The organism is Mycobacterium arosiense ATCC BAA-1401 = DSM 45069, from assembly GCF_002086125.1.
Taxonomy (GTDB): domain Bacteria; phylum Actinomycetota; class Actinomycetes; order Mycobacteriales; family Mycobacteriaceae; genus Mycobacterium; species Mycobacterium arosiense.
In genome coordinates, this window is sequence record NZ_MVHG01000014.1 from 60,308 (window position 1) to 85,078 (window position 24,771).

Below are 24,771 nucleotides of genomic sequence, written 5' to 3' on the forward strand. Positions count from 1 at the left end.
ATGCCGCATCGCCGCCGGATGACCCACTGGCCGCCGCAGCTGGCGCCGATCGGCGGCCTGCGCTTCGCGCGCCGGTCCTCGAACTTCGACCAAACAGTGCGTTTCTACCGCGAACTGGTAGGCCTTCCACTCTTCGAGACGTTCGGCGGCAGCTTCGGCAGCAACGGCGCCATCTTCGGTCTGCCCAGCTGGAATTTGACCCTGGAGATCGTGGAGTCCGTCGATCCCGTCGCGGTGGACCCGCACGAGCAGCTGTGTCTGTACTTCCCCGACCGACGGGTGCAGCACGCCGCGTTCGAACGCCTGCGCGCGGCGGGCGTCGAACCCGTGGAACAGCATCCGTATTGGGAGGCGACGGGCGCGGTCACCTTCCGCGATCCGGACGGCCGCGAAATCGTGTTCGCGCCCTTCGTGTTCGGCGTCAACGAGCCCCGTGAGAGCGCAGGGTCGGGCACACACGAATTTCCGTCGAACTGACGGGTCACCGCCGACCCGCGGCCAGCGCGGCGATGACGGCCACCAGAGAGCACGCCACCGCGCACACGGCGGCACCCGCTCCGACGTAGAGGCCGTATTCGGCCGACACCGGTGGGTGGACGTTGAGCTTGTAATACCACGCCGTCAGCGCCACCAGCAGCGACGAAATCATCAGGGCGGCAACCGAAGCCACCCTCACCGACAGACCACGACCGATCATCGCGCCGACCACCAGCAGCGTCGATGCCAACAGCACGATGAGCTGACCCGCGCCGAACCCCGGTGGCAGTTCGAGGTTGCCGTGGGCGCCCCCGATGGCGTTGGCCCAGCCCCCGCCGTTCACGGTCGTCCTCAGCCACGGCAGCCATGCGCTCGCCGACACCACCACGGCAAAAAACGCCACCAGCCAACCGGGCCGCAGTCGGCGCGTCATGGTAGCGAGATTATCGGACTGCGACACCGGCCCACGTGAGCGGGCAAACTATCGGCGGTCAGCGGCGAGCCCTGCCGTCGCCGTTCGTGCTCGGGTCGGATCGGGTGAAAACCGTGACGAAATTCTCCAGCGATCGGTCGATGTCGCCGCGCAGGGCTGCGGCGACGATCATGCCGATGGGCCCGAACAGCGCGGGACCGCCCAAATGCACGTCGAAGCTGACCACCGAGCCGTCGTCCCTGGGCGCGATCTTGGCCATCAGCTTGACCTTGACCCCGCCGACGCCGTCGCCGTTGAGCGTCATGCCCTCGGGCGGCTTGTAGCGCACCACCGTCCATTTGATCCGGTTGTACATGCCCTTGACCTCGACGATCGACTCGACGACCGTGCCCTTGTCGATCTCGTCGGGCAAGGTGCTGCGCCACACCCGGTGAATGGTCAGCCAGTCCTTGTACCGGGACAGGTCAGAGGCGTGCTGCCAGGCGACCTCGGGCGGCAGCGGGACATCGATGGATCCGGAAAGCTTGGCCATAGCTCAGTTCTGCTGGTCGCCGGTGTCCGCGGCGCCGGTGGCCTTCTTGGCCTGCTCCTGCACCTGGTGGATGGTGTCGGTGTATTTGCCCTGCGTCTTGTCGTCGACGAACTCGCCGGCCTTGTCGATCGCGTTTTCGACCTTGTCGGCGTTCTGCGACAACAGGTCCTTCGCCTTGTCCAGGAACCCCATGCGCCCTCCCTTTCCCCCGGCATCGTACTTGGCCGGTGACGACGCCCCGCGGTGAGTTCGGCGCGCTCAGCGCCACAACCGCGGCTGCACACCCAGCGCTCTGGCCCGGACCCACCAGGCGGCCTCGATCGCGGCCGCGCCCAGCACGCCGACGCCCAGCGCCATGGAGGTCACCGCGACATTGGAGGGGTCGAGCAGGAACGCCTTGCGCGCCAGCGGAAGGCTGAAAATCACCACATAGGCCAGGCCCGAAGCGATTATCAGCGCCACCCGCCACCACTGGTAGGGGCGGGCCACCACCGCCAGCACCCACAGCGCCGTCATCAGCAACGTGATCAGCGCCGCGGTCGACGCCTGATCCTGTTGGGCGAAGGTGGCGTGACGGCCGTGATAGGCCAGCAGGTAGGAGGCGAACGTCGCGGCTCCGACGATCAGTCCGCAGGGCAGCGCCGAGGTGAGCACCCGGCGCACCAAGCCCGAGTGGGCGCGTTCGTTGTTGGGCGCCAGCGACAGGATGAACGACGGTATGCCGATGGTGAACCAGGCGGCGATGGTGACGTGGATGGGTTGGAACGGATACAGCAGCGGGTCGGCCTTCAAGGGTTTGGCGAGCAGGCATTCGATGCCCACCAGCAAGGCCAGCAGGACCGAGTAGACCGTCTTGGTCAAGAACAGGTTGGCGACGCGCTCGATATTGCCGATCACCCGGCGTCCCTCGCCGACGACGTAGGGCAACGTGGCAAATCTGTTGTCCAGCAGGACGATTTGAGCAACGGCGCGAGACGCCGGGCTGCCGGCGCCCATCGCGACGCCGATGTCGGCGTCCTTGAGGGCCAGCACGTCGTTGACGCCGTCGCCGGTCATCGCCACCGCGTGGCCGTGCGATTGCAGGGCGTGCACGATGGCGCGCTTCTGGTCGGGCCGGACCCGGCCGAACGTGGTGTGGGTGTCTAGCGCGTCGGCCAATAGTGCCGGCTCCGCGGGCAATTGGCGCGCGTCCATCGTCTCGCCGCGCAGTCCGAGCTTGCCGGCGACGGCACCGACCGACACGGCGTTGTCGCCGGACAGAACCTTGACCGAAACGCCTTGACCGGCAAAGTAATCCAACGTCGCGCGGGCATCCGGTCGCACCTTTTGTTCCAGGATCACCAGCGCGACGGGGGTGACGCGGCCAGGCGCGTTCGGGTGGTCGACGGCGACGCCGCCGGTCGCGACCAGCAGGACCCGCAGCCCCTGCGCGCCGATCCGTTCGGCCTGTTCGGCGGCCGCCGATCCCGGCTCGAGCAGCACGTCGGGCGCTCCCATCACCCAATGGCCGTGGCCGGCGAAGGACACCCCGCTCCACTTGGTGGCCGACTTGAAAGGCGCTGTCGCCGTGGCGGTCCAGCCCGGCGGCTCGCTGTAGGTCTCGGCGATCGCTCGCATGCTCGCGTTGGGTCGCGGGTCCTGGGCGGCCAACGCGGCCAGCACGTCGGCGATGGGCTCGCGCTCCCCCGGTTGGTCGAGTTCGTCGACGCGCGCGACCCGCATGCCGCTTTCGGTCAGGGTGCCGGTCTTGTCCGCGCAGACCACGTCGACCCGAGCGAGTCCCTCGATGGCCGGCAGTTCCTGCACCAGGCAGCGGCGCTGACCGAGCCGGACGACCCCAACCGCGAACGCGACCGACGTCAGCAACACCAGCCCTTCGGGGACCATGGGGACCAGCGCGCCGACGGTGCGCAGCACGGCCTGCCGCCAGCCCGGGTGCGTGGTGGCGAACAGCTGGGTGTAGATGGTGAGCAGACCGGCCGGCACCAAGAGGTAGGTGATGAATTGCAGGATGCGGTTGATGCCGTTGCGCAGTTCGGATTTCACCAGGGTGAACTTGCTGGCCTCCTCGGCGAGCCTGGTCGCATACGCGTCCGGTCCGACCTTGGTGGCGCGATAGGCGCCGCTGCCGGCGACGACGAAACTGCCCGATAGCACCGCGTCACCGGCGGCCTTGGCGATCGGGTCGGCCTCACCGGTCAGCAGCGACTCGTCGACTTCCAGATTCGCCTCTTCGACGACCTCGCCGTCGACGACGACCTGATCCCCGGGGCCCAGCTCGATGATGTCGTCCAGCACCACCTCGCCGGGCGGCACCGCCCGTGTTCCGGATTGCCTGCGCACCAAGGGTTTCGCCTGCCCCACGATCGCCAGCTTGTCCAGGGTTTGCTTGGCCCGGATCTCCTGAACCATGCCGACGACGCTGTTGGCGATGATCAGCAGCCCGAACATGCCGTTGATCAGCGAGCCGGTGGCCAGCACGATCAGCAGCAGCACCCCCAGGATCGCGTTGATCCGGGTAAAGACGTTGGCGCGCACGATGTCGGTGATGCTGCGCGTGGCACGTTGCCGCACCGCGTTGGTCTTGCCGTCGGCCACCCGCTGCGCCACATCGGCGTCGGTCAGACCAGACGTAGCAGCGAGAGTCATCGCGTGAAGGTCCCCAGCTTGTCGGAGTCGTAGTACTCCAGGTTCAGCGTGGCGCCCATGAAGACAGCCTTTGAAATCGTTCCGGGTGGGGCGTTTTCGTCGGTCAGCGGGAAGGTGAAGGTGTCACCGTCCCAGTGGGTGAGGGTGACCGTCCGGCTTTTCGGACCCATCGCCAGTTGCAGCGCGCCGTCGTGTTCGGTGACGACGGCCGGCCCCCAGTAGTCGCTGGCGTAGACGCCGGCGTAGTCGCTGAGCGGTCTGGCCGGCGCGGGGTTGGCCGGGGGCTGCTTGCCCACCAGTGAGCCCAGCGGGTTGTTCAGCCAGCCGATCGCCTTGTTGTACAGGGGCCCCCAGTCCTCGCGGACGTGGCCGTACTGGACGAGGTCCATGAACTCGGCGGTAAGCGTTTCCGGGATGCCGTAGGGTGCGGCGTTGGTCAGCGCGACGATGCCCAAATCCTCGGCGGGCAGCACGACGAAGTTGGTCGCCGCGCCCAGATCGAAAGCGCCCGAATGGCTGTACTCGGTGCGTCCCGAGGAGTCCACCGAGCAGTTGAAGCCGTATCCGTAGAACCCGGTGCGCGCCTGCGGAGTTTTCGCGGGCGCCGACACCATCTGCGGGCTGGTGGCGGGCAGCAACGCTTCCGGCGAGGCGATCCGCCGGCCGTTGTAGGTTCCGTTGCCCAGCAACATCATCAGCCAGCGGGCCATGTCGTTCACCGATGAGCTCACGCCGCCCGCGGGCGACTGGGGATCGGGGTCACGCTGGAACCGGGCCTGCCACTTGCCGTCGATCTTGATGTGGTTGACCGCGTGGTTGGGCCGGGCGAGGAAGTCGGCGAACCGCGAGCTGGTCGACGCCATTCCCAGCGGGCGGTAGAGCACCTCGTCGGATAGGTCCTCCCATGGCTTGCCCGCAGCGGCCGCGACCGCTTCTGCCCCGGCGGTGATCCCATAGTTGGTGTAGGCGTAGCTGATTCGGAACGGATCCAGCGGCAGGTACTTCAGCCGCTCGAGCGTTTGCCGACGGTCGTAGCCCAGGTCTTCGAGCTTGTCGCCGGCGTGGTCGGGCAGCCCGGAGCGATGCGAATACAGGTCGCCGACGGTCACGTGGCTGGTGACGTACGGATCGCTCAGCGTGAACCACGGCAGCTTGGACGCGACGGGCGTGTCCCATGCGACGACGTTGTCGCTGACTTCGTGTGCGATCACCGTCGCGCCGACCGACTTGGACACCGACGCCAGCTGGAAGACGGTGTCGGCGTCCACCTTGTTGTCTTGAGCCTGCCCCTTGCCGACGTCTTTGATGCCAAAGCCTTTGGCGTACAACACCTTCCCGTCGTGCACAATGGCCACGGCCATTCCCGGGATGCCGCTGCTTTTCATCAGGTCGCCCACCAGCCCGTCGACCTTGGCGACGGCCTGGTCGATGCGGCCGGCCGGTATCGCCACGCCGGAGACCTGGTTGGGCGGGACGTCAGACGGCGTGGACGGCGGCCCGGCGGTCGGCTGGGCGGAGCCGCAACCCGTCAGCCCGAGCAGCGCCGCGGCGATGGCGGCCATGGCCGCGCGTGTGGTCATCCGCGAACCCTAACGCGGTGACGGTGCGCGCCGCCCGAAACTACAGCCGCCACCAGGGATCGGATTCTTCCGGCGCCACGGGGTCGATGCGTTGACCGGGCAGCGGCACGGCCACGTTCACCCCCTCGGGCGCGGCGGCCGCGAGCAGGCGCTCGACCGGCTCCGCCCACGGGTGGGGGGCCAGCCGGAAAGTGCCCCAATGGATCGGCACCAGCAGCCCACCGTCGGTGACGTCCAGGTGCGCGCGCACCGCCTCCTCGGGGTTCATGTGCACGTCGGGCCACGCCGTGTTGTACGCCCCGATGGGCAGCAGGGTCACGTCAAACGGGCCGTGATCGGCGCCGATCTGCGCGAAGCTCTTGGTGTAGCCCGTGTCGCCGCCGAAGTACGCGCGCTGGGTGGGGCCGACGAACGCCCACGACGCCCACAGCGTCGTGTTGCGGTCCAGAAAGCGTCCCGAGAAGTGCCGCGCGGGTACGCAAACCAGCGTGAGCTCGTCGACCTTGGCGCTCTGGTGCCAGTCGAGTTCGACGATGCGGTGCTCGGCTATCCCCCACCTGCGCAGGTGGGCCCCGATGCCGAGCGGCACGAAGAACGGGGCCCGCTGAGTGCGGGCCAGCGCCCGGACCGTGTCGATGTCGAGGTGGTCGTAGTGGTCATGGCTGATCACCACCGCGTCGACCGCGGGCAGCGCCTCGAGTTGGATCGGCGGCGGGTGCAGCCGCTGCGGGCCGACGACGTCGGACGGCGAACACCGGTCGCTCCACACCGGATCGGTGAGCACCCGGTAGCCGTCGATCTCCAGCAGCGCCGTGGAATGGCCGAACCAACTGACGGCCAGGCGGCTCGGGTCGGCGTCCAGGATCCCCGGCGGCGCCAGCGGGATCGGCCCCTTCGGCCGGCTCCCGCTCCGGTTCCCGATCAGCTCCCACGCGACCAGCCGCAGTTGCTCGCGGTCCATCCTGGCTTCCGAGGGGGGCTCGAGGTTGACGAACACACCGTCGCGGTAGTTCGGCGAACCCGCGGTCACCTCCGCGATCGAGGCGGGGTGGGCGCCGAGGGCGTCCGGCGCGCCGTGCAGCGCCCGCACCAGCCAACTTCCGGCGGCCAGCGACGCCGTACCGGCGATTAGCCGCAGCGTCCCCCGCATTGTGGTCAGGCCCCCTGGAACTTCGGCGGCCGCTTCTCAATCCGGGCGACCTGGGCTTCGATGACGTCTTGGCTGCTCCAGGCCTTATCGAAGAGTTCCTTGTGCACCGGCCCGGCCTCTTCGATCGCGCCGTCGTCGTTGAGCACCCGCTTGGCGTGCTGGAGCGCCAGCGGGGCCAGCCCGGCGATCTCGGCCGCCCACGCCTGCGCGTCGGCGAGAGTGCCGATGCGGTTGGCCATCCCGGTTTGCAGCGCGACGTCGGCGGGCAGCTTCTCCGCCGTCAGCAGCATCGCCCGGGCGCGGCCGTGGCCGACGAGGGAGGACAACCGCCGGATGCTCCAGTTGTCCAGTGCCAGGCCGTATTTCGAGGTTGGGAACTGAAAGAACGCGTCGGCCGCCACCACCCGCAGGTCGCATTGCATGGCCAGTTGCAGTCCGGCGCCGATCGCCGGACCGTTGATGGCCCCGATGACCGGGATCGGCGTGGCGTCGAGCACCTTGTGCAGCTCGACGAGCCGGTCGGGGTAGTCGGCGGCGAAGGCGTCCCCGGACATGTCCGCACCGGCGCAGAACACCGTGCCCTGACCGGTCAGGACGATCGCGCGGGTGGAGCCGTCGCCCGCCTTCAGCACCGCCTCGCGCAGCTCCTCGACCAGCTGTGAGTTCAAGGCGTTGCGGCGCTCGGGACGCTGCAGCTCGATGGTCATCACGGCCTCGGCCCGGGTAACACCGATCATGGCAGCCACCCTATATAGCCTCGTCTGGTGAGTCGTATCACGGCTGGTCAATTACGCGATGCGGTGCTTGACCAAAATTCCTTCCTCCGCTGGGACACCGAGCAACCGGCGGTACCGGTCAGCGCGTCCTACGCCCAAGAGCTGGCCGACGCCCGCGCCGCGACGGGCCTGGACGAGTCGGTGCTGACCGGCGAGGGGCGCATCTTCGGGCGCCGGGTCGCGGTGGTGGTGTGCGAGTTCGGCTTCCTGGGCGGCTCGATCGGGGTGGTTGCGGCCGAACGGATCACCGCCGCGGTGCAGCGGGCCACGGCCGAGGGGCTGCCGCTGCTGGCCTCGCCGAGCTCCGGCGGCACCCGCATGCAAGAGGGCACCGTCGCGTTTCTGCAGATGGTGAAGATCGCGGCGGCCGTGCGGCTGCACAAGCAGGCACACCTGCCCTACCTGGTATACCTGCGCAACCCGACGACCGGCGGGGTGTTTGCGTCGTGGGGCTCGCTGGGCCATGTCACGGTCGCCGAGCCGGGCGCGTTGATCGGCTTCCTCGGCCCGCGCGTGTACCAGCTCCTCTACGGCGAACCGTTCCCCGAGGGCGTGCAGACCGCGGAGAATCTGCAGCGGCACGGCGTGATCGACGGCGTCATCCCGCTCGATGAGCTGCGCCGCACCCTGCACCGCGCGATGACGGTCATCGCCGGCGCTCCCGAACCACTGCCCGCCCCGGCGCCCCCCGAACCGACACCCGACGTCCCCGCGTGGGATTCGGTGGTGGCGTCGCGGCGGCCGGACCGGCCCGGGGTGGGGCTGTTGCTGCGGCACGGCGCCAACGACCGGGTGCTGCTGTCGGGGACCGGTCAGGGAGAGGCGGCGACGACGCTGTTGGCGCTGGCCCGCTTCGCCGGCCAGCCGGTGGTGGTGCTGGGCCAACAGCGGCTGACGGGCGGTTTGGTGGGGCCGGCCTCGCTGCGCGAAGCCCGGCGCGGCATGGCGCTGGCCGCCGAGCTGCGGCTGCCGCTGGTGTTGGTGATCGACACCGCGGGCCCAGCCCTGTCGGCCGAGGCCGAACAGGGCGGGCTGGCCGGCCAGATCGCCCAGTGCCTGGCCGAGCTGGTGACGCTGGATACCCCGACGGTGTCGGTGCTGCTGGGCCAGGGCAGCGGCGGGCCGGCGCTGGCGATGGTGCCCGCCGACCGGGTGCTGGCGGCACTGCACGGCTGGCTGGCGCCGCTGCCGCCGGAGGGCGCCAGCGCGATCGTCTTCCGCGACACCGATCACGCCCCCGAACTCGCTGCCGCACAAGGCATCCGATCGGTGGACCTGCTGCGATCAGGCATTGTCGACGCCGTCGTGCCCGAGCATCCCGACGCCGCCGACGAGCCGGTCGAGTTCGCGCAGCGTCTGGCGCGGGCCATCGCCGTCGAGGTGCAGGCGCTGCGCGAGCTTCCCGCCGCTGAGCGGCTGGCCACTCGGTTGCGGCGTTACCGCAACATCGGTTTGCCCGGTCCCGGGTAAGCCCGTTACGGGCCGGGGCTAGGGCCTCACCAGCTGCCAATCATCGCTCAATCCCTGCACCTTGACCGCTTCCCCATCGGCCTCGAGGTGAACTGTCGCATCGCCCAGCCGCAGATTGGTCAATGCGACCCTGCCCCATTCGGCCGGGAGGTGCGGTGACACCGCCAGGGCACGGTTCGGCACGTGCGGGTCCAGCCCCAGGAATGACCGCAGCAACAGTAGGGGTGCCGCACTGGCCCAGGCTTGCGGCGAGCAGGACGTGGGATAGGGCACCGGGAAGAGGAATTGCGAACGGGGGAACCCGCAGAACAGCTCGGGAAGGCGGCCGCCAAAGGCGGCGGCCGCATCGAGCAGCCCCGTCGCCAGACGCTCGGCCAGCGCCACCGCGCCAGGGACATGGCCGTACCGCAATAACCCGGCCACCGTGATCGCGGTGTCGTGCGGCCAGACGGAGCCGTTGTGGTAGCTCATGGGGTTATAAGCACCCATGCTGGTGGCCAGCGTGCGCAGGCCGAAACCCGAGTCCATCTCCTCGCCGGCCAGCCGCTCCACGATCGCCGCCGCGTGCTCGTCGGTCGCAATGCCCGTCCACAGGCAGTGGCCGACATTGCTCGTCAACGCGTCGACTTGGTCCTTGCGTCCGTCGAGCGCGACCGCATACCAGCCGCGGTCGGGCAGCCAGAACGCCTCGGCGAACCTGGCTCGTAACCGTTGCGCGCGCTCCCGAAGCTGGGCCGCTTGGACAGACTCGCCGAAACCTTCGGCGAGTTCGGCGCGGGACATCAGCGCCGCGTATACATACCCTTGCACCTCACATAGCGCGATCGGCGGTTCGGCGACCCGGCCCGCAGCGTCGTTGATGCCGTTGAAGCTGTCCTTCCAGCCCTGGTTGATCAGACCCCGGTCGGTGGCCCGCCGATACTCGACAAAACCGTCGCCGTCCCGGTCGCCGTACCGTTCCACCCAGGCGAGTGCGGCGTCGGCCGCGGGCAGCAACGACCGGATGACGGCCTGGTCGGCGCCCCACCGCCAGCTTTCGGCGAGCAGCATCACGAATAGCGGAGTGGCATCCGCCGTGCCGTAATAGACACTGCCGCCCAGCACGTCGGTGCTGGCCGGGCCGCGTCGGATTTCGTGCATGATGCGACCGGGTTCTTCTTCGGTGAGGGCATCGACGCGCCGCCCCTGCACGGCGGCGAGCCGCTGCAGCGTCCCGATCGAGAGTCCGACCTCCAACGGAAGGGCCATCCATGCGGTCAGCAAGCTGTCTCGGCCGAACAACGTCATGAACCACGGGGCGCCGGCCGCCACATACGGTCGGCCGCGGCCGTCGGCGTCGTGGATCAGCAAGGCGCCCAGATCGCTTTCCGTCTGCCGCAACACCTGAGTCAATCCGGCGTGGTCGGTCTCGACCGTTGTGGCGGTGTCCCGCCACGCCTCGATCTTGCGGGCCGGTGCGCTGGACTCGACGTCCTTCCCGCGCGGAAACCGGGTGCGGATCTTCCGGTTCGACCACGTCGGCTGCACCATGATCTCGGTTTGCCAGCGTCCCCCGGGGGGCACCACCACCCGCCAGTTCAGCGACCCCGGCACGACAACGGGGTCACCGCTGGCGGACACCGTGAGGCCGCGCACCTGGTCGAAGCGGCCCCGCAACACGAGCTCCCCATCGGCGACGTTCATATCGGCACCCGTCGTCGCTGCCCGCCCTTCCTTGACCGCGAACAGGTCCGCGAAGTCCGCGTCGGCATGCAGCCCGAGGGAGACCACCGTGCTTTCCTTGTCGAGGTTGTGCAGTGAAATGGTTTCCCGCAGGCCGTCGGCGACCAGCCGCTCGCGCACGATCAGCAGCGTGCTGTCGGCAAGCCCCGAACGGGGGGCCCGTCGCAGAATGAACTGGGCGGCGAACGCTTCCGCCGATTCCACCGACAACGTTTCGGGCAGCTGGCCGTCCACCCGCAGCTCCCAGCGGGAGAGGACCCGGGCATCGCGGAAAAACAACCCGTATGAGGTCCCAACCGGCACGTCACCGTGCCGGTTGGACAGACAAAACGTCCCGCCCTCCACCAGCGCCACGGCGTCGCCGCCGGACCCGAGCTGGACCGGCGCGCCACTGTTGAACGCCGTCGCGACAGTCATGCCATCGCCTTCTGCCTGAAGTCGCACGGTCGCCTCCCACACTCCAGCGATTCGACCAAACCCGAACTCCGCATACGTCGCGGCGCACCCGTCGCCCGCTGCACGACGTCGCGATATATCACCTCGTACGCGGAACCGAACTGTGCCACATTGAAATTCGTGGCAACATGCCGTCGGCACGCGTACGGATCCAGCGTCCGAACCCCAGCGATCGCGTCGGGCAGCTGATCCTCGCGGTCGCAAACCAGACCCGTTATCCGGTCGACGACCACCTCCGGCACGGCGCCGCCGCGCAACGCGACGACGGGCGTGCCGCAGACCATCGCCTCGATCATCACGATGCCGAACGGCTCCTCCCACTGAATGGGGAACAGTAGGCAACGCGCGCGCGACAACAGCCTTCGCTTGCTGACGGCGTCGGCCTCACCGAAGACATGATCGTTTTCGGTGAGCAGCGGCCGGACGCAATCCTCGAAGTACTCTTTTTCCGCGGGTTCGCTGCACTTGCCGGCAAGCACGAGCGGGATCCCGGCCTCGTGAGCGGCCTGCAACGCCAGGTGCGCACCCTTATACGGCGCGTAGCGCCCCAGGAAAAGCGCATAGTCGTGCTTTTCCGTTTCGAACGGCCAGTCCTCGATCCGCAGCGCATTGTGTACGCGGCCAACCCAATTCAGGTCGGGGGCCAGTTCGCGCTGACGATCGCTGATCGCCACCAGACCGACATCGGCACCGAGCTCGCGGTAATACGGCTGCAGGTCGTCGTCGATCGGGCCGTGCACGGTGATCAGGGTGGGCACGCCGAGCGCCTGATAGATCGGTGCATTCATCGGCCCGGCGAAGGTGTGATCGTGCACGATATCCACCCCGTCCTCTGCCGCAATCCGTTTGATGGCGCTCCGTACCTTCAGCGCATGCATGACTTCCGGATAGGGCTCGCCGAGACGCTCCGGCAGCGGCCTGTCCCACAGCGGAACGAACTCGGCCGCCGTGCCCGATTCGCCGGCGCCGAGCAGGGTGACCCGGTGGCCCCTGCTTACCAGGCTGTCGGCGAGATCCGCCACGACGGCCTCCACGCCGCCGTACCCGGCCGGCGGGATGTCGAAGTACGGCGGGGCGACAAGCACGATCCGCAGCGATCGGCTGGAATCCGAGATATCGGCGGGTACCACGAAATCAGTGCCGCGCATTGACATTCCTCCTTACAACTCCATCACACGCATTAGCACTCCTAGCCGTCGAGTGCTAATTATTATCGTTAAAGCGTGTCCGGCCAAGGAGGTTGGCGTGTGGCGCCGCTATCACCGGCTGAACGCCGCCGTCGGAGTTCGCCACAATCAAGGAATGCGTGACCAACGGATGGCGGCTGCGCGGTCTCCCAGACGGGATCGGGTTGCACTACAGGCCGTGCACTTCTTCATGGCCGACATGGAGGCCGGCATGGGGCCCTTCCTGGGTGTGCTGCTGCAAAGCCGTGGCTGGGCGACCGGCACCATCGGCGCGGCGATGACACTCGGCGCGATCGTCGGCATGGGGACGGTCGCACCTGCGGGCGCGCTCGTGGACGCCACCAGGTACAAACGGGCCTGCGTCATCGTCGTCGGCCAGGCCGCCGTCGCGGCCTCGGCCGTGATCCTGACGTCCCGGCACTTCTGGACGGTCGCCATCGCGCAGGCCGTCATGTGTATTTCTGGGGCGACCATCGCCCCGGCGATGATCGGGATCACGCTCGGGGTGGTCGGTCAGGTCGCGTTCACCCGGCAGAACGGACGAAATCAGGCCTACAATCACGCGGGCAACATGGCCGGGGCCGCCATCGGCGGGATATGCGGCTGGCTATTCGGATACACCGGAATCTTCTGTCTCGCTGCGGTTTTCGCTGTGGTCACCATCGCGTCGGTGCTGGCGATCCCCGCGCGCGACATCGATCATCACGTCGCTCGCGGCGAGGCACGGGCCACAGGCGAGGCCCCGATCAGCAAAATGCGAGTCCTCGTGCAGTCTCGTCCGTTGCTGGTGCTCGCCGCGACGATGGCGCTCTTTCACCTCGGTAATGCCGCGATGTTGCCGCTGTACGGCATGGCCGTGGTGGCCACGCACGCCAACCCGTTCACCACCGTGGCGAGCACCGTCGTCGTCGCTCAGGCCGTGATGATTCCGGCGTCGCTGGTTGCGATGAGAATCGCGGCGACTCGCGGGTACTGGCCGGCGATTCTCATCGCACTGACCGCGCTGCCGATACGCGGTGTGCTCGCTGCCGGCGTCATCACCGGTTGGGGGGTCGTCCCGGTACAGGTGCTCGACGGCATCGGCGCCGGGATGCTTTCGGTAGCGGTACCCGGCCTGGTGGCCCGCATCCTGGACGGCACCGGCCACGTCAACGTCGGCCAAGGCGTGATCATGGCGGCCCAGGGCCTGGGCGGCGCCCTCAGCCCGATACTGGGCGGAGGTGTCGCCCAGCATCTCGGATTCCGTGTCGCGTTTTTACTGCTCGCCGCGCTTTCGCTGGGATCGCTGACCATCTGGGTCGGGTTCGCGCCCATGCTGCGTCGGGCGGCCCGGTTGCCCGCCCCGCCTACCCTCGTCGATGTCTCCGGTCGCCGCGCGGCGGGCCCAGACCGCTGTCCGCGCGACCCGAGGGGTGTTCCTCCCACAGCCATAGCCGACAATCAGGCAAAATAGGCGGCATGGACACAGGAGTTAACTCGCCGCGAGTCTTGGTCGTCGACGACGATTCGGATGTGCTCGCGTCGCTGGAACGCGGCCTGCGTCTGTCCGGATTCGAGGTATCGACGGCGGTCGACGGCGCCGAGGCGTTGCGCAGCGCCACCGAGACGCGCCCGGACGCGATCGTGCTGGACATCAACATGCCGGTACTGGACGGCGTCAGCGTCGTCACGGCGCTGCGCGCCATGGACAACGACGTTCCCGTCTGCGTGCTGTCCGCCCGCAGCTCCGTCGACGATCGGGTGGCGGGCTTGGAGGCCGGCGCCGACGATTACCTGGTCAAGCCCTTCGTACTGGCCGAGCTCGTGGCGCGGGTCAAGGCGCTGCTGCGCCGCCGCGGCGCCACCGCCACATCGTCCTCCGAAACCATCACGGTCGGTCCGCTGGAGGTCGACATCCCGGGCCGGCGTGCCCGGGTCAATGGCGTCGACGTCGATTTGACCAAGCGGGAATTCGACCTGCTGGCGGTGCTGGCCGAACACAAGACCGCGGTGCTGTCCCGCGCGCAGCTGCTCGAGCTGGTGTGGGGTTATGACTTCGCCGCCGACACCAACGTCGTCGATGTGTTCATCGGATACCTGCGCCGCAAGCTGGAGGCGAACGGCGGCCCCCGGCTGCTGCACACCGTGCGCGGAGTGGGATTCGTGCTGCGCATGCAGTAATCAGCTCGGCCGGCCATGAAGTTCCTGTCGCGGATCCTGACCCGCACGCCCTCGCTACGGGCCCGGGTCGCGGTCGCGACGGCCATCGGCACCGCGATCGTGGTGGTCATCGCGGGAGCGGTGGTGTGGTTCGGCATCACCAGCGCCTGGAAGGAACGCCTGGATCGCCGCCTCGACGAAGCGGCCGGTTTCGCCATTCCCTTCCTGCCCCACGGACTCGACGAAATTCCGCGCACCCCCAATGATCAGGACACGGTGATCACCGTGCGGCGCGACGGCCAGGTCAAGTCGAACTCGGACGTCACGCTGCCGCCATTGGACGTGGGCTATGCCGACACCTACATCAACGGGGTGCGCTATCGGGTGCGAACCTTGGAGGTCCCCACCCCGCAGCCGGCGGTGGTGGCAGTGGGTGCGACCTACGACGACACGATCGTCCAGACCAACAATCTGCATCGCCGGGTGATTTTGATTTGCGCGCTCTCTATCGGCGCTGCGGCGGTATTCGCTTGGCTCCTGGCCGCTTTCGCGGTGCGGCCATTCAAACGTCTGGCTCAGCAAGCCCGTTCGATCGACGCCGACGAACGCCCGCAGGTGGCGGTGCGCGGGGCCAGCGAGGCCGTCGAGATCGCCGAAGCCATGCGCGGGATGCTGCAGCGCATCTGGACCGAACAGGACCGGACCAAGGATGCGCTCGCGTCGGCGCGCGACTTCGCCGCCGTGTCCTCGCACGAACTGCGCACCCCGCTGACCGCGATGCGCACCAACCTCGAAGTGCTGTCCACCCTGGATATGCCCGACGACCAGCGCAAGGAGGTGCTGAGCGACGTCATCCGCACCCAGTCGCGAATCGAGGCCACGTTGACCGCCCTCGAGCGGCTGGCTCAGGGCGAACTGTCGACGGTCGACGACCACGTGCCCGTCGACATCACCGAGCTGCTGGACCGCGCCGCGCACGACGCCGCCCGGATCTACCCGGGGGTCGACGTTTCGCTGGTGCCGTCACCCACCTGCATCATCGTCGGGTTACCGGCCGGGTTGCGCCTAACAGTCGATAACGCGATCGCCAACGCCGTCAAGCACGGCGGCGCCACCAAGGTGCAGCTGTCCGCGGTCAGCTCGCGCGCCGGTGTGGAGATCGCCATCGACGACAACGGCAGCGGCGTCCCCGAAGATGAGCGACAGGTGGTCTTCGATCGGTTTTCTCGCGGATCGACGGCCTCCCATTCCGGCTCGGGACTGGGGTTGGCGCTGGTGGCGCAACAGGCCCAGCTGCACGGCGGGACCGCCACACTGGAAAACAGCCCGCTGGGCGGCGCGCGCCTGGTGCTGCGGATCCCGGGCCCCAGCTAGCGCTCTACAAGTGCTCCGAGCCGTCGTGCCGCGGCTCATCGCGCGAATTTGCCGCCCGTGCTTGGCTTTTGGCCGGGGTCATCATCAGCGCGAGCGTCAACACCAACCCCAGCGCAAAGGACAGGCCGAACAGCCACCAGTTCACGTGGCTCATCGCCGCACACGGTTGAGCAGCGTGGCGCTCATCCAGGCGACGGCCGAGCCCGCCAGGAAAGCGAGCAGGCACCACAACCACTGGATGATGAAGTCCATGTTCGAATGCTCCTCGGCTCACCACGATTTCGACCCGGCGATTCTGGGCGCGACCGTCGTCCGTGCCATTGGGGGCGATCGGGTCGGCCGAGCCGAATCCCGTGGTGGTCAAACGGTCGCCGGGCACGCCGTGGGCTTGCAGAAACCCCGCGACGGTTTGGGCGCGCTGTTCGCTCAACGGAACATTCAGGCTTGTATTGCCGGTGCTGTCGGCGTAGCCGTTGATCGCCACATGAACGTTCGGGCATGCCCTGAGCTTTTCGGCGACACGGGTCAGAACCTGCTCGTCGGACGCGGTCAAACTACCGAGATTCGATTCGAAGGTGAGCGCGCCGTCGGTCAGGGTGTTGATGGCCGACTGCAGGTTGGTGCACGACGCGGCGGCACCGGGCGACGCAGGCGGTGAGTTAATAGCAAGATTGTCAACGACATTCAGATTTGACCAGATGCGCTTGGCGTCGGTGTCGATGGTGTCCTTCTGGTCGGGCGACGCCGCGGTGCCGGCCAATGTGATGGTGTCTCCACCGACCGTGAGCGTGAAATCGGCGATCGCCGCACCGTCGGCGAAGACGGGCTTGGCCTTGGCGAAATCGAGGGCATCGACGGCGGGGTCGATGCGGATCCGGTCGACGATGCCCACTGGCGCGGGCAGCGCGCTGTTGAGCACCTTCAGCAACGCGGCTTTGGCGGACTCGTCGGGGAACTCCCCGGTCAGAGTGACGCTGCTGCCGTTGCGGACGATGGAGAACGCGGCCAACGAAATCGTCGGCGCGCCAGCGCCGGTCGAGGGCGCCGGCGAGCCGCGACCGGACGGGGATCGTGTCGAGACGGCGTGGCCGATCGCGGCCAGCAGCAGCGGGAGGATCACCAGGGCGATCAGCCACGGCAGGCCCAGCCGTTTGACGCTCACGACAGCCCTCCCTCATGTCACGCGCCCGCGCCGACCCGGGTGCCAGGCGATATGCAGCCTACCGACTCACCACCCCTCGAGTCGGGCACACTGGAGCGATGGCCAACGGCAGTAAACCGACCGACAACGACACGCTCGCCGTCATTCGCGACCTGGTCGCCGAGGAGAAAGCGCTGCGGGCTCAACTGCAGCGCGGGGATATCGACACGTCCGAAGAACATGACCGCCTCCAACGGGTGGAGGTCGAACTCGACCAGTGCTGGGACCTGCTGCGGCAGCGCCGGGCGCTGCGCGAGAGCGGCGGGGATCCCCGAGAGGCGGACGTGCGGTCACCCGACGAGGTCGAGGGTTACCTCAGCTGAGCGACCATGCCACCGACGTCGACGCCGTAATCGTCGGGGGCGGCCACAACGGTCTCGTCGCGGCCGCGTATCTGGCCCGCGCCGGCCTGCGGGTGCGTCTGCTGGAACGGCTCGAGCACGTCGGCGGTGCCGCCGTCTCCGCCCAGGCCTTCGACGGCGTCGACGTTCGGGTATCGCGCTACTCCTACCTGGTCAGCCTGCTGCCGCCCTCCATCGTCCGAGATCTGGGCGCCGCGGTGCGGCTGGCGCGACGGCCGTTTTCGTCTTACACACCCGACCCGGCGACCGGCGGGCGCAGCGGGCTGCTGATCGGATCGCAAGCTGACACCTTCGCCGCCATCGGGGCCGCCGGGGACGCGCAGGGCTTCGCCGATTTCTACCGACGCTGCCGGTTGGTGACCGAACGCCTGTGGCCAACTCTGCTCGAACCGCTGCCCACCCGCGAGGCCGCCCGCCGGCGCGTGACAGGCGGCGAACGCCCGGCCGCGGCCGCATGGCAGGCCGTGATCGAGGAGCCGATCGGGCATGCCATCGCCGACGCCGTGGGCAACGACGTGGTTCGCGGAGTGATCGCGACCGACGCCCTGATCGGCACGTTCGCCCGCCTCGATGAACCCTCGCTTACGCAGAATGTGTGCTTCCTGTATCACGTACTCGGCGGGGGCACCGGAGACTGGGACGTCCCGATCGGCGGCATGGGCGCGGTGAGCACGGCCCTGGCCGCGGCGGCGGTCCGTCACGGCGCCGAAATAGCCACTGGCGCAGAGGTTTATGCCGTCGACCCGACCGGCGAAGTGCGTTTCCGCGCCGGCGGGGAAGACCACCGCATCACAACACGGTTCGTCCTGGCCGGCGTCACACCCACCGTCCTGGCCGAACTACTCGGCGAGGTACCGGCCCCCGCGGCGGGCGGCGCGCAGGTCAAGGTGAACATGGTGCTCGCACGGCTGCCCCGGCTACGCGACCGCGGCGTCACACCCGAACAAGCATTCGCCGGGACGTTTCACGTCAACGAGACCTGGACACAGCTGGATACCGCCTACGCACAGGCCGCCGCGGGTCAACCGCCGAATCCCTTGCCGTGCGAGGCCTACTGCCACTCGCTGACCGACACCAGCATCCTGTCGGCAGACCTGCGTGATGCGGGAGTGCACACGATGACGGTGTTCGGGCTGCACACTCCGAGTTCGCTTTTCGACGGCGTCGACCCCGACGCGCTGCGCCACCAACTGACCGACGACGTGCTGGCATCACTGAATTCCGTTCTGGCCGAACCAATTCAAGACCTGCTGCTGACCGACGCGCGGGGCCGGGCATGCCTGGAGACCACGACCACGCTGGATCTCGAGCGGACGCTGCACATGAGCGGCGGCAACATCTTTCACGGCGGCCTGTCCTGGCCGTTCGCCGAGGATGACGACCCGCTGGACACGCCGGCGCGGCGATGGGGCGTGGCCACCGCGCACGACCGGATCATGTTGTGCGGTTCGGGAACTCGTCGCGGCGGCGCGGTATCGGGGATCGGCGGCCACAACGGCGCGATGGCGGTGCTGGCGGCGCTGTAGTTCCTCCCGGCCGCGTTACTTCTGGCCGCGAGGGTGCATGGTTGTACGCCATTTCCGGCGTGTCGTCGTACAAACACGCACGCTCGCGGGCAAAGGGTTACCGCGCGTCGATGGTGACGTAATCGCGTTCGGTGTAACCGGTGTAGATCTGGCGCGGGCGGCCGATCTTGCTGTCGCCCTCGTCGTGCATCTCGCGCCAGTGCGCGATCCACCCGGGTAGCCGGCCCAGCGCGAACAGGACGGTGAACATCCGGGTCGGGAAGCCCAGCGCCCGGTAGATCAGGCCGGTGTAGAAGTCGACGTTCGGGTACAGCTTGCGCTCGATGAAGTAGTCGTCGGTGAGCGCGGCCTCCTCGAGCTGCTTGGCGATGTCCAGCAGGTCGTCGTCGCCGCCGAGCTTGGCCAGGATCTTGTCGGCCTGCTCCTTGACGATGCGGGCGCGCGGGTCGTAATTCTTGTAGACGCGGTGACCGAACCCCATCAACTTCACGCCGGCTTCGCGGTTCTTCACCTTGCGCACGAATTCGCTGACGTCGTCATCGCTTTGGCGGATCTTCTCGAGCATCTCGAGCACCGCCTGGTTGGCACCACCGTGCAGCGGCCCCCACAGCGCGTTGATCCCACCGGAGATCGAGGTGAACAAGTTGGCCTGCGAGGACCCCACCAGCCGGACCGTCGACGTCGAGCAGTTCTGCTCGTGGTCGGCGTGCAGGATGAGCAGCATGTCCAGCGCCCGAACGATCTCGGGATCCGCCTCGTAGGGTTCGGCGGGCAGCCCGAACGTCATCCGCAGGAAGTTCTCCACCAGCGTCAGCGAGTTGTCCGGGTAGAGGAACGGCTGCCCGACCGACTTCTTGTAGGCATAGGCCGCGATGGTCGGTAGCTTGGCCAGCAACCTGATCGTCGAGAGCTCGACGTCCTCGTTGTCCATCGGGTCGAGGGAGTCGGGGTAGTAGGCGGACAGCGCGTTGACAGCACTGGACAGCACCGGCATCGGGTGGGCGTTGCGCGGGAAGCCGTCGAAGAATCGCTTGAGGTCCTCGTGCAGCATGGTGTGCAGTTGGATCCGATTGGTGAAGGCAGCCAGCTGCTCCTTGTTGGGCAGTTCGCCATAGATCAAGAGGTAGCTCACCTCGATGAAGGTCGACTTCTCGGCGAGCTGCTCGATCGGGATGCCGCGGTAGCGCAGGATGCCCGCGTCCCCGTCGATGTAGGTGATGGAGCTCTTGCATGAAGCGGTGTTGACGAAGCCGTTGTCGAACGTGGTGTAGCCGGTCTTGGACAACAGCGAGCCCAGCGCGATGCCGTCAGCGCCGTCGGTGGCCTTGACGATCTCCAGGTCGGTCTCACCGCCCGGGTACTTCAAAGTGGCGGTGTCGTCGGTGTCTGCCACGAGAACCCCTTTGCGCTCTGGCTGATATGGCTGCTGACTAGGTGCTTACTGCAAAAGGTAGTCGTTATGACGATGGGGCGCCTGCGCGGGGTCGAGTCCGCTGGTCACGCCAGCAATCGATCCCGTCTCGCCGCGGCGCAACGTGCATCATCAGCGGGTTAGGGCTGCAGCCGTTCCACTTGATTCCCGGTGATGCGGATGCGGTTGTGCAGTCGGTTTTCCCGGCCTTGCCAGAACTCCACCAGCTCCGCGGCAATGAGGTATCCACCCCAGCCCGGTGGGACCGGGACCCGCTCGCGGTCGGCGAAGCGGGCGGTCACCTCCGCCAGCTGGTCGAGCAGGGCCGCACGTGAGGCGATCGGTTGCGACTGGTGCGACGCCCACGCCCCCAGTTGTGACCCGCGCGGCCGCTTCGACCAGTAGTCCTCGGTGACCTCCGCGGCGACCTTGCGCACCGGGCCGCGGACGTGGACCTGACGGCCGAGCTCATACCAGGGAAACGTCGCCGAGGCGTACGGCGTCGCGGCCAGATCGTCGCCCTTGGCCGAGTCATAGTTGGTGAAGAAAGTGATCCCCGTCTCGTCGACGCTCTTGCACAGCACCGACCGGCTGGCCGGCCTGCCGTCGGCGGTCACGGTGGCCAGCACGAACGCGTTGGGCTCAGCGACCCCCGCCCGCTCGGCATCGCCGATCCAGTTGCGCAACAACGAAACCCAGCCGTCGCGCAGCCAATCCGCGTCGAGATCTGGGCTGCCGTCTTTTTCCACTGATCCGTAGTCCACACGCATTTTTTGCAGGTGCTCGTCGTCTGGTCCTGCCATCGCGTCCACGCTACCGGCGGTTGCTACCAGCCGGTAGCGTCGGCCCGATCACGGAGTGCGAGAATTTTCGGTATGACTGTGGTCCCCGATGACTTTGTCCCCGGCTTGGAAGGCGTGGTCGCCTTCACCACCGAAATTGCCGAGCCGGATAAAGACGGCGGTGCGCTGCGTTATCGCGGTGTCGACATCGAAGACCTGGTGGCGCGGCAGGTCACGTTCGGCGACGTGTGGGCGCTGCTGGTGGACGGCAAGTTCGGCCGCGGGTTGCCGCCCGCCGAACCGTTTCCGCTGCCGATCCACACCGGCGACGTGCGCGTCGACGTGCAGGCGGGCCTGGCGATGCTGGCCCCGATCTGGGGCTACAAGCCGCTGCTGGACACCGACGACGACACCGCCCGCGACCAGCTGGCCCGGGCATCGGTGATGGCGCTGTCCTACGTCGCGCAGTCGGCGCGCGGCATCTACCAGCCCGCCGTCCCGCAACGGGTCATCGACGAATGCGACACGGTCACCGCCCGATTCATGACGCGCTGGCAGGGCGAGCCGGACCCGCGCCACGTCGAAGCGATTGACGCTTACTGGGTCTCGGCCGCCGAGCACGGCATGAACGCCTCGACGTTCACCGCGCGGGTGATCGCCTCGACCGGCGCCGACGTGGCCGCGGCGTTGTCCGGGGCGATCGGGGCGATGAGCGGCCCCCTGCACGGCGGGGCGCCGGCGCGGGTGCTGCCGATGATCGAGGAGGTAGAGCGCACCGGTGACGCGCGCGGCCTGGTGAAGAAGATCCTGGACAGCGGTGACAAGCTGATGGGCTTCGGGCACCGCGTCTACCGCGCGGAGGACCCGAGGGCACGGGTGCTGCGCGCTAGCGCCGAACGGCTGGGCGCGCCGCGCCACGAGGTCGCCGTCGCGCTGGAGCAGGCGGCCCTGGCCGAGCTGCGCGAGCGCCGTCCGGACCGCGCTATCGAGACCAACGTCGAGTTCTGGGCTGCGGTGATGCTGGACTTCGCCCGAGTACCGGCCAACATGATGCCGGCGATGTTCACCTGCGGCCGCACCGCGGGCTGGTGCGCACACATCCTCGAGCAGAAGCGGCTCGGCAAGCTGGTCCGGCCGTCGGCCATCTACGTGGGCCCTGGTCCGCGCAGTCCGGAATCCGTCGAGGGCTGGGACCGCAGTCTCACCAACGCCTGAGCCGTTCCGGTTGTCGGTACCCGGCGATTCGATGGTTACCGTCGCGATGAGTTTTCGTCGCCGGCGCAGTCATAAGTCGTGAACCTGCCGTGACGGGCAGGAGAGGGAACCGACAGCAAGGAGAACCAGCATGGCGATCAACATCGAACCCGCATTGTCCCCGCACCTGGTGGTCGACGATGCCGCCGCGGCAATCGACTTCTACGTCAAGGCTTTTGGGGCCCAGGAGATCGGGCGGGTGCCGCGTCCCGACGGCAAACTGGTGCACGCCGCGGTGCGCATCAACGGCTTCACGGTGATGCTCAACGACGACTTCCCGGAGGTGTGTGGCGGCAGGTCGATGACGCCGACCTCGCTGGGCGGCACCCCGGTGACGATCCACCTGACGGTCACCGACGTCGACGCCAGCTTCCAGCGGGCGCTGGATGCGGGTGCCACCATGGTGACTCCGCTGGACGACCAGTTCTGGGGCGACCGCTACGGCATGGTCGCCGACCCGTTCGGCCACCACTGGTCGCTGGGGCAGCCGGTACGCGAGGTCAGCATGGAAGAGATCTCGGCGGCAATGTCCGGCCAGGGCGCCGGTTAGCGGCGGCCGCGCGAAGGCGTCGCCACCACCGGAACTAGCCGAGCAGCCGATCCAGTAGCCGGCGTCGTTGCGGCGGCGCCGGCTCGGCGGCGGCCGCGGCCGCGAGCATCGCGGAGACGTCGGTGAACTTGTTGCGGGGCCGGCCGCGCTCGCTGCCGCGTGCGATTTCGGCGGCGTCGATGGCGCGCCATCCCGCGGCGTCGATCGCGTCGGGCTGGCGGGCGTGCACCAGCTCGGCCAGCGCGTCGGGCGTGGCGATCGGATCGGTCAGCTTACCGGCGTTGAAATCGGCGACCAGCGACTGCACGGTCTCAAAGGAGCAGGACTTGTTGGTCCCGATGAACCCGCTGGGCCCCCGCTTGATCCAGCCCGCGACGTATGCGCCGGGCACCGGGACACCGGAAAGGGGGTCGACGACGCGGCCCGCGTCGTTCGGCACGACAGCCGACGATTCGTCATAGGGCAGATCGCGAATCGGCTTGCCGCGGTAGCCAATCGACGTCAGCACCAGACCGGTCTGCACGGTTCGGGTCACGTCGGTGCCGGTGATCGAGAACTTCATACCGGTGGCCCGGTGGTCGCCCAGCACCCGGTTCGGGGTGAGCCGATACGCCAGCCGGATTCTCGGACGGGACGGCGGGGCCGAATCGTCGCCGAGCGTGCTCAAGATTTCCAGCTTGTGTCTGGTCAACCCGTCCGACGCGGTCGCGAGATCGGCCGCCACCAGCTCGTGATCGGCCGCGCTGAGCACCACCTCGGAGCTGGCGGTGAGCCCGATCAGCTCGGGCAACGTGAATGCCGACTGGGCGGGGCCACGCCGGGCGGCGATCACCACCTCGCGCACCGCCGAGGAGCGGAAGGCCGCCAACGCGTGATCGGCAATGTCGGTGCGGGCCAGCTGGTCGGGATTCGACGTGAGCAACCGAGCGACATCGAGGGCGACGTTGCCGTTGCCGACGATCACCACCCTCTCGTGGCTGAGATCCACTGGCAGATCGGCGAAGTCGGGATGGCCGTTGATCCACGCGACCAATTCGGTTGCCGTCCCGGTCCCGGGCAGGCCCATGCCCTCAATGTCGAGCCGGCGGTCGTCGGGCGCGCCGACCGCATACAGCACGGCGTGGTGGTGAGCCAGCAGGTCCGCGTGACTCAGCTGCTTGCCGACCTCGACGTTGAGGTAGAACCGGAAGCGGGGATCACCGGCGACCCTGTCGAACAGCCGGGTGACCCTCTTGGTGTTCTGGTGATCGGGCGCCACCCCGGCCCGCACCAAACCGTATGGGGTGGGCAGCTTTTCGAAGACGTTGACGCACACGCCCTGCTGGGTCAGCAGTTCGTCGGCGGCGTACATCGCCGCGGGCCCCGATCCGACGATGGCCACCGTCAGCGGCATGCGGCGGGCGCGCACCTCGGCCGCCGGGATCACCGGTGCAAGCTTCGAGGTCGGTGGTAGCTTCACGTCCTTCGGCCGGTCTGGGTAGAAGGACGCATTGATCTCGATGAACGGCAGCTGCTTGGAGTCCAGCCGGGTGTCGGGCGCGATCGCACCGACGGGGCATGCGCTTACACAGGCACCGCAGTCCACGCACGCCACCGGATCGATGTAGAGCATCTCGGAGGTGACGAAGCCGGGCTCGTCCGGTGTCGGGTGGATGCAATTCACCGGGCATGCGAAAACACAGGACCCGTCGTTACAGCACGACTGGGTAATAACATGCGGCATAAACGAACTCGCGGTGG

The 24,771-nt window shown here is 68.1% G+C and carries 22 protein-coding genes and 2 pseudogenes; 9 read left to right on the forward strand and 15 right to left on the reverse strand.

Annotated features, from left to right (window positions below; translation table 11 throughout):
* Positions 1-477, forward strand: coding sequence for a VOC family protein (locus BST14_RS08850; protein ID WP_083064176.1), 477 nt, complete (start codon positions 1-3; stop codon positions 475-477).
* A gap of 4 nt (positions 478-481) precedes the next feature.
* On the opposite strand, the gene BST14_RS08855 is transcribed toward BST14_RS08850, so the two are convergent.
* From BST14_RS08855 to BST14_RS08885, 7 genes are all read right to left on the reverse strand, one after another.
* Entirely contained in the window at positions 482-910 is a 429-nt protein-coding gene (locus BST14_RS08855; RefSeq protein WP_083064140.1) for a hypothetical protein, read from the reverse strand.
* Between the two features lie 58 nt (positions 911-968).
* A complete protein-coding gene (locus BST14_RS08860) occupies positions 969-1,442 on the reverse strand; it encodes a type II toxin-antitoxin system Rv0910 family toxin (protein ID WP_083064141.1) in 474 nt (157 codons plus the stop codon).
* 3 nt (positions 1,443-1,445) lie between these two features.
* Positions 1,446-1,634 carry an antitoxin gene (locus tag BST14_RS08865; protein ID WP_083064142.1) on the reverse strand — a complete coding sequence of 63 codons (189 nt, stop codon included), beginning with the start codon at positions 1,632-1,634 and terminating at the stop codon, positions 1,446-1,448.
* Between the two features lie 66 nt (positions 1,635-1,700).
* Positions 1,701-4,091, reverse strand: coding sequence for an HAD-IC family P-type ATPase (locus BST14_RS08870; protein ID WP_083064143.1), 2,391 nt, complete (start codon positions 4,089-4,091; stop codon positions 1,701-1,703).
* The gene (locus BST14_RS08875) at positions 4,088-5,671 is read right to left on the reverse strand and encodes a serine hydrolase (protein ID WP_083064144.1); all 1,584 of its coding nucleotides are present in this window, start codon (positions 5,669-5,671) and stop codon (positions 4,088-4,090) included. The genes BST14_RS08870 and BST14_RS08875 overlap by 4 nt, the downstream gene beginning before the upstream one ends.
* A gap of 40 nt (positions 5,672-5,711) precedes the next feature.
* Positions 5,712-6,821, reverse strand: a complete 1,110-nt coding sequence (locus BST14_RS08880; protein ID WP_083064145.1) for an MBL fold metallo-hydrolase — start codon at positions 6,819-6,821, stop codon at positions 5,712-5,714.
* Between the two features lie 5 nt (positions 6,822-6,826).
* On the reverse strand, positions 6,827-7,558 hold the full coding sequence (locus BST14_RS08885) for an enoyl-CoA hydratase (RefSeq protein ID WP_083064146.1): 732 nt from the start codon (positions 7,556-7,558) through the stop codon (positions 6,827-6,829).
* A gap of 27 nt (positions 7,559-7,585) precedes the next feature.
* Here BST14_RS08885 and BST14_RS08890 point away from each other — a divergent pair, with 27 nt between their 5' ends.
* Complete coding sequence (locus tag BST14_RS08890; protein WP_083064147.1) at positions 7,586-9,067, forward strand: acetyl-coenzyme A carboxylase carboxyl transferase subunits beta/alpha; 1,482 nt, start codon at positions 7,586-7,588, stop codon at positions 9,065-9,067.
* 18 nt (positions 9,068-9,085) lie between these two features.
* On the opposite strand, the gene BST14_RS08895 is transcribed toward BST14_RS08890, so the two are convergent.
* The gene (locus BST14_RS08895; RefSeq protein ID WP_083064148.1) at positions 9,086-11,206 is read right to left on the reverse strand and encodes an amylo-alpha-1,6-glucosidase; all 2,121 of its coding nucleotides are present in this window, start codon (positions 11,204-11,206) and stop codon (positions 9,086-9,088) included.
* On the reverse strand, positions 11,203-12,393 hold the full coding sequence (locus BST14_RS08900) for a glycosyltransferase family 4 protein (protein ID WP_083064149.1): 1,191 nt from the start codon (positions 12,391-12,393) through the stop codon (positions 11,203-11,205). Before BST14_RS08900 ends, BST14_RS08895 begins: the two co-directional genes overlap by 4 nt.
* Before the next feature lie 169 nt (positions 12,394-12,562).
* Here BST14_RS08900 and BST14_RS08905 point away from each other — a divergent pair, with 169 nt between their 5' ends.
* Genes BST14_RS08905 through BST14_RS08915 form a run of 3 tightly spaced genes read left to right on the forward strand, consistent with a single transcriptional unit; the run spans position 12,563 to position 15,945 of the window.
* Positions 12,563-13,885: an MFS transporter gene (locus tag BST14_RS08905; RefSeq protein ID WP_083064177.1), complete on the forward strand. Its 1,323-nt coding sequence runs from the start codon at positions 12,563-12,565 to the stop codon at positions 13,883-13,885.
* Positions 13,882-14,592 carry a two-component system response regulator PrrA gene (prrA, locus tag BST14_RS08910; RefSeq protein WP_116645677.1) on the forward strand — a complete coding sequence of 237 codons (711 nt, stop codon included), beginning with the start codon at positions 13,882-13,884 and terminating at the stop codon, positions 14,590-14,592. Before BST14_RS08905 ends, prrA begins: the two co-directional genes overlap by 4 nt.
* 15 nt (positions 14,593-14,607) lie before the next feature.
* Positions 14,608-15,945, forward strand: coding sequence for a sensor histidine kinase (locus BST14_RS08915; protein WP_083064150.1), 1,338 nt, complete (start codon positions 14,608-14,610; stop codon positions 15,943-15,945).
* A gap of 4 nt (positions 15,946-15,949) precedes the next feature.
* Here BST14_RS08915 and arfC read toward each other — a convergent pair whose 3' ends face one another.
* From arfC to arfA, 3 genes and pseudogenes are all read right to left on the reverse strand, one after another.
* Positions 15,950-16,099 (reverse strand): channel accessory protein ArfC, encoded by a 150-nt coding sequence (gene arfC, locus BST14_RS32615; protein WP_438502142.1) that lies wholly within the window; start codon positions 16,097-16,099, stop codon positions 15,950-15,952.
* A 17-nt stretch (positions 16,100-16,116) separates the two neighbouring features.
* A pseudogene (arfB, locus tag BST14_RS31560) lies at positions 16,117-16,197 on the reverse strand (channel accessory protein ArfB); the annotation flags it as partial.
* A gap of 49 nt (positions 16,198-16,246) precedes the next feature.
* Positions 16,247-17,107 (reverse strand): annotated as a pseudogene (arfA, locus tag BST14_RS08920) (channel-forming protein ArfA/OmpATb); the annotation flags it as partial.
* A 98-nt stretch (positions 17,108-17,205) separates the two neighbouring features.
* Between arfA and BST14_RS08925 the strand changes: the two are divergent.
* Positions 17,206-17,469 carry a DUF2630 family protein gene (locus BST14_RS08925; protein ID WP_083064152.1) on the forward strand — a complete coding sequence of 88 codons (264 nt, stop codon included), beginning with the start codon at positions 17,206-17,208 and terminating at the stop codon, positions 17,467-17,469.
* On the forward strand, positions 17,466-19,034 hold the full coding sequence (locus tag BST14_RS08930) for a phytoene desaturase family protein (protein ID WP_083064178.1): 1,569 nt from the start codon (positions 17,466-17,468) through the stop codon (positions 19,032-19,034). The genes BST14_RS08925 and BST14_RS08930 overlap by 4 nt, the downstream gene beginning before the upstream one ends.
* Positions 19,035-19,131: 97 nt before the next feature.
* Here BST14_RS08930 and BST14_RS08935 read toward each other — a convergent pair whose 3' ends face one another.
* Both BST14_RS08935 and pdxH read right to left on the reverse strand, forming a co-directional pair.
* The gene (locus BST14_RS08935) at positions 19,132-20,427 is read right to left on the reverse strand and encodes a citrate synthase (RefSeq protein WP_083064153.1); all 1,296 of its coding nucleotides are present in this window, start codon (positions 20,425-20,427) and stop codon (positions 19,132-19,134) included.
* Between the two features lie 158 nt (positions 20,428-20,585).
* Positions 20,586-21,248, reverse strand: a complete 663-nt coding sequence (gene pdxH / locus BST14_RS08940; RefSeq protein WP_083064179.1) for a pyridoxamine 5'-phosphate oxidase — start codon at positions 21,246-21,248, stop codon at positions 20,586-20,588.
* Positions 21,249-21,320: 72 nt separating this feature from the next.
* Here pdxH and BST14_RS08945 point away from each other — a divergent pair, with 72 nt between their 5' ends.
* The gene (locus BST14_RS08945) at positions 21,321-22,442 is read left to right on the forward strand and encodes a citrate synthase 2 (RefSeq protein WP_083064154.1); all 1,122 of its coding nucleotides are present in this window, start codon (positions 21,321-21,323) and stop codon (positions 22,440-22,442) included.
* 130 nt (positions 22,443-22,572) lie between these two features.
* Positions 22,573-23,031 carry a VOC family protein gene (locus BST14_RS08950; protein ID WP_083064155.1) on the forward strand — a complete coding sequence of 153 codons (459 nt, stop codon included), beginning with the start codon at positions 22,573-22,575 and terminating at the stop codon, positions 23,029-23,031.
* 34 nt (positions 23,032-23,065) lie between these two features.
* On the opposite strand, the gene BST14_RS08955 is transcribed toward BST14_RS08950, so the two are convergent.
* The gene (locus BST14_RS08955; RefSeq protein WP_083064156.1) at positions 23,066-24,754 is read right to left on the reverse strand and encodes a 4Fe-4S binding protein; all 1,689 of its coding nucleotides are present in this window, start codon (positions 24,752-24,754) and stop codon (positions 23,066-23,068) included.
* Between the last annotated feature and the right edge of the window lie 17 nt (positions 24,755-24,771).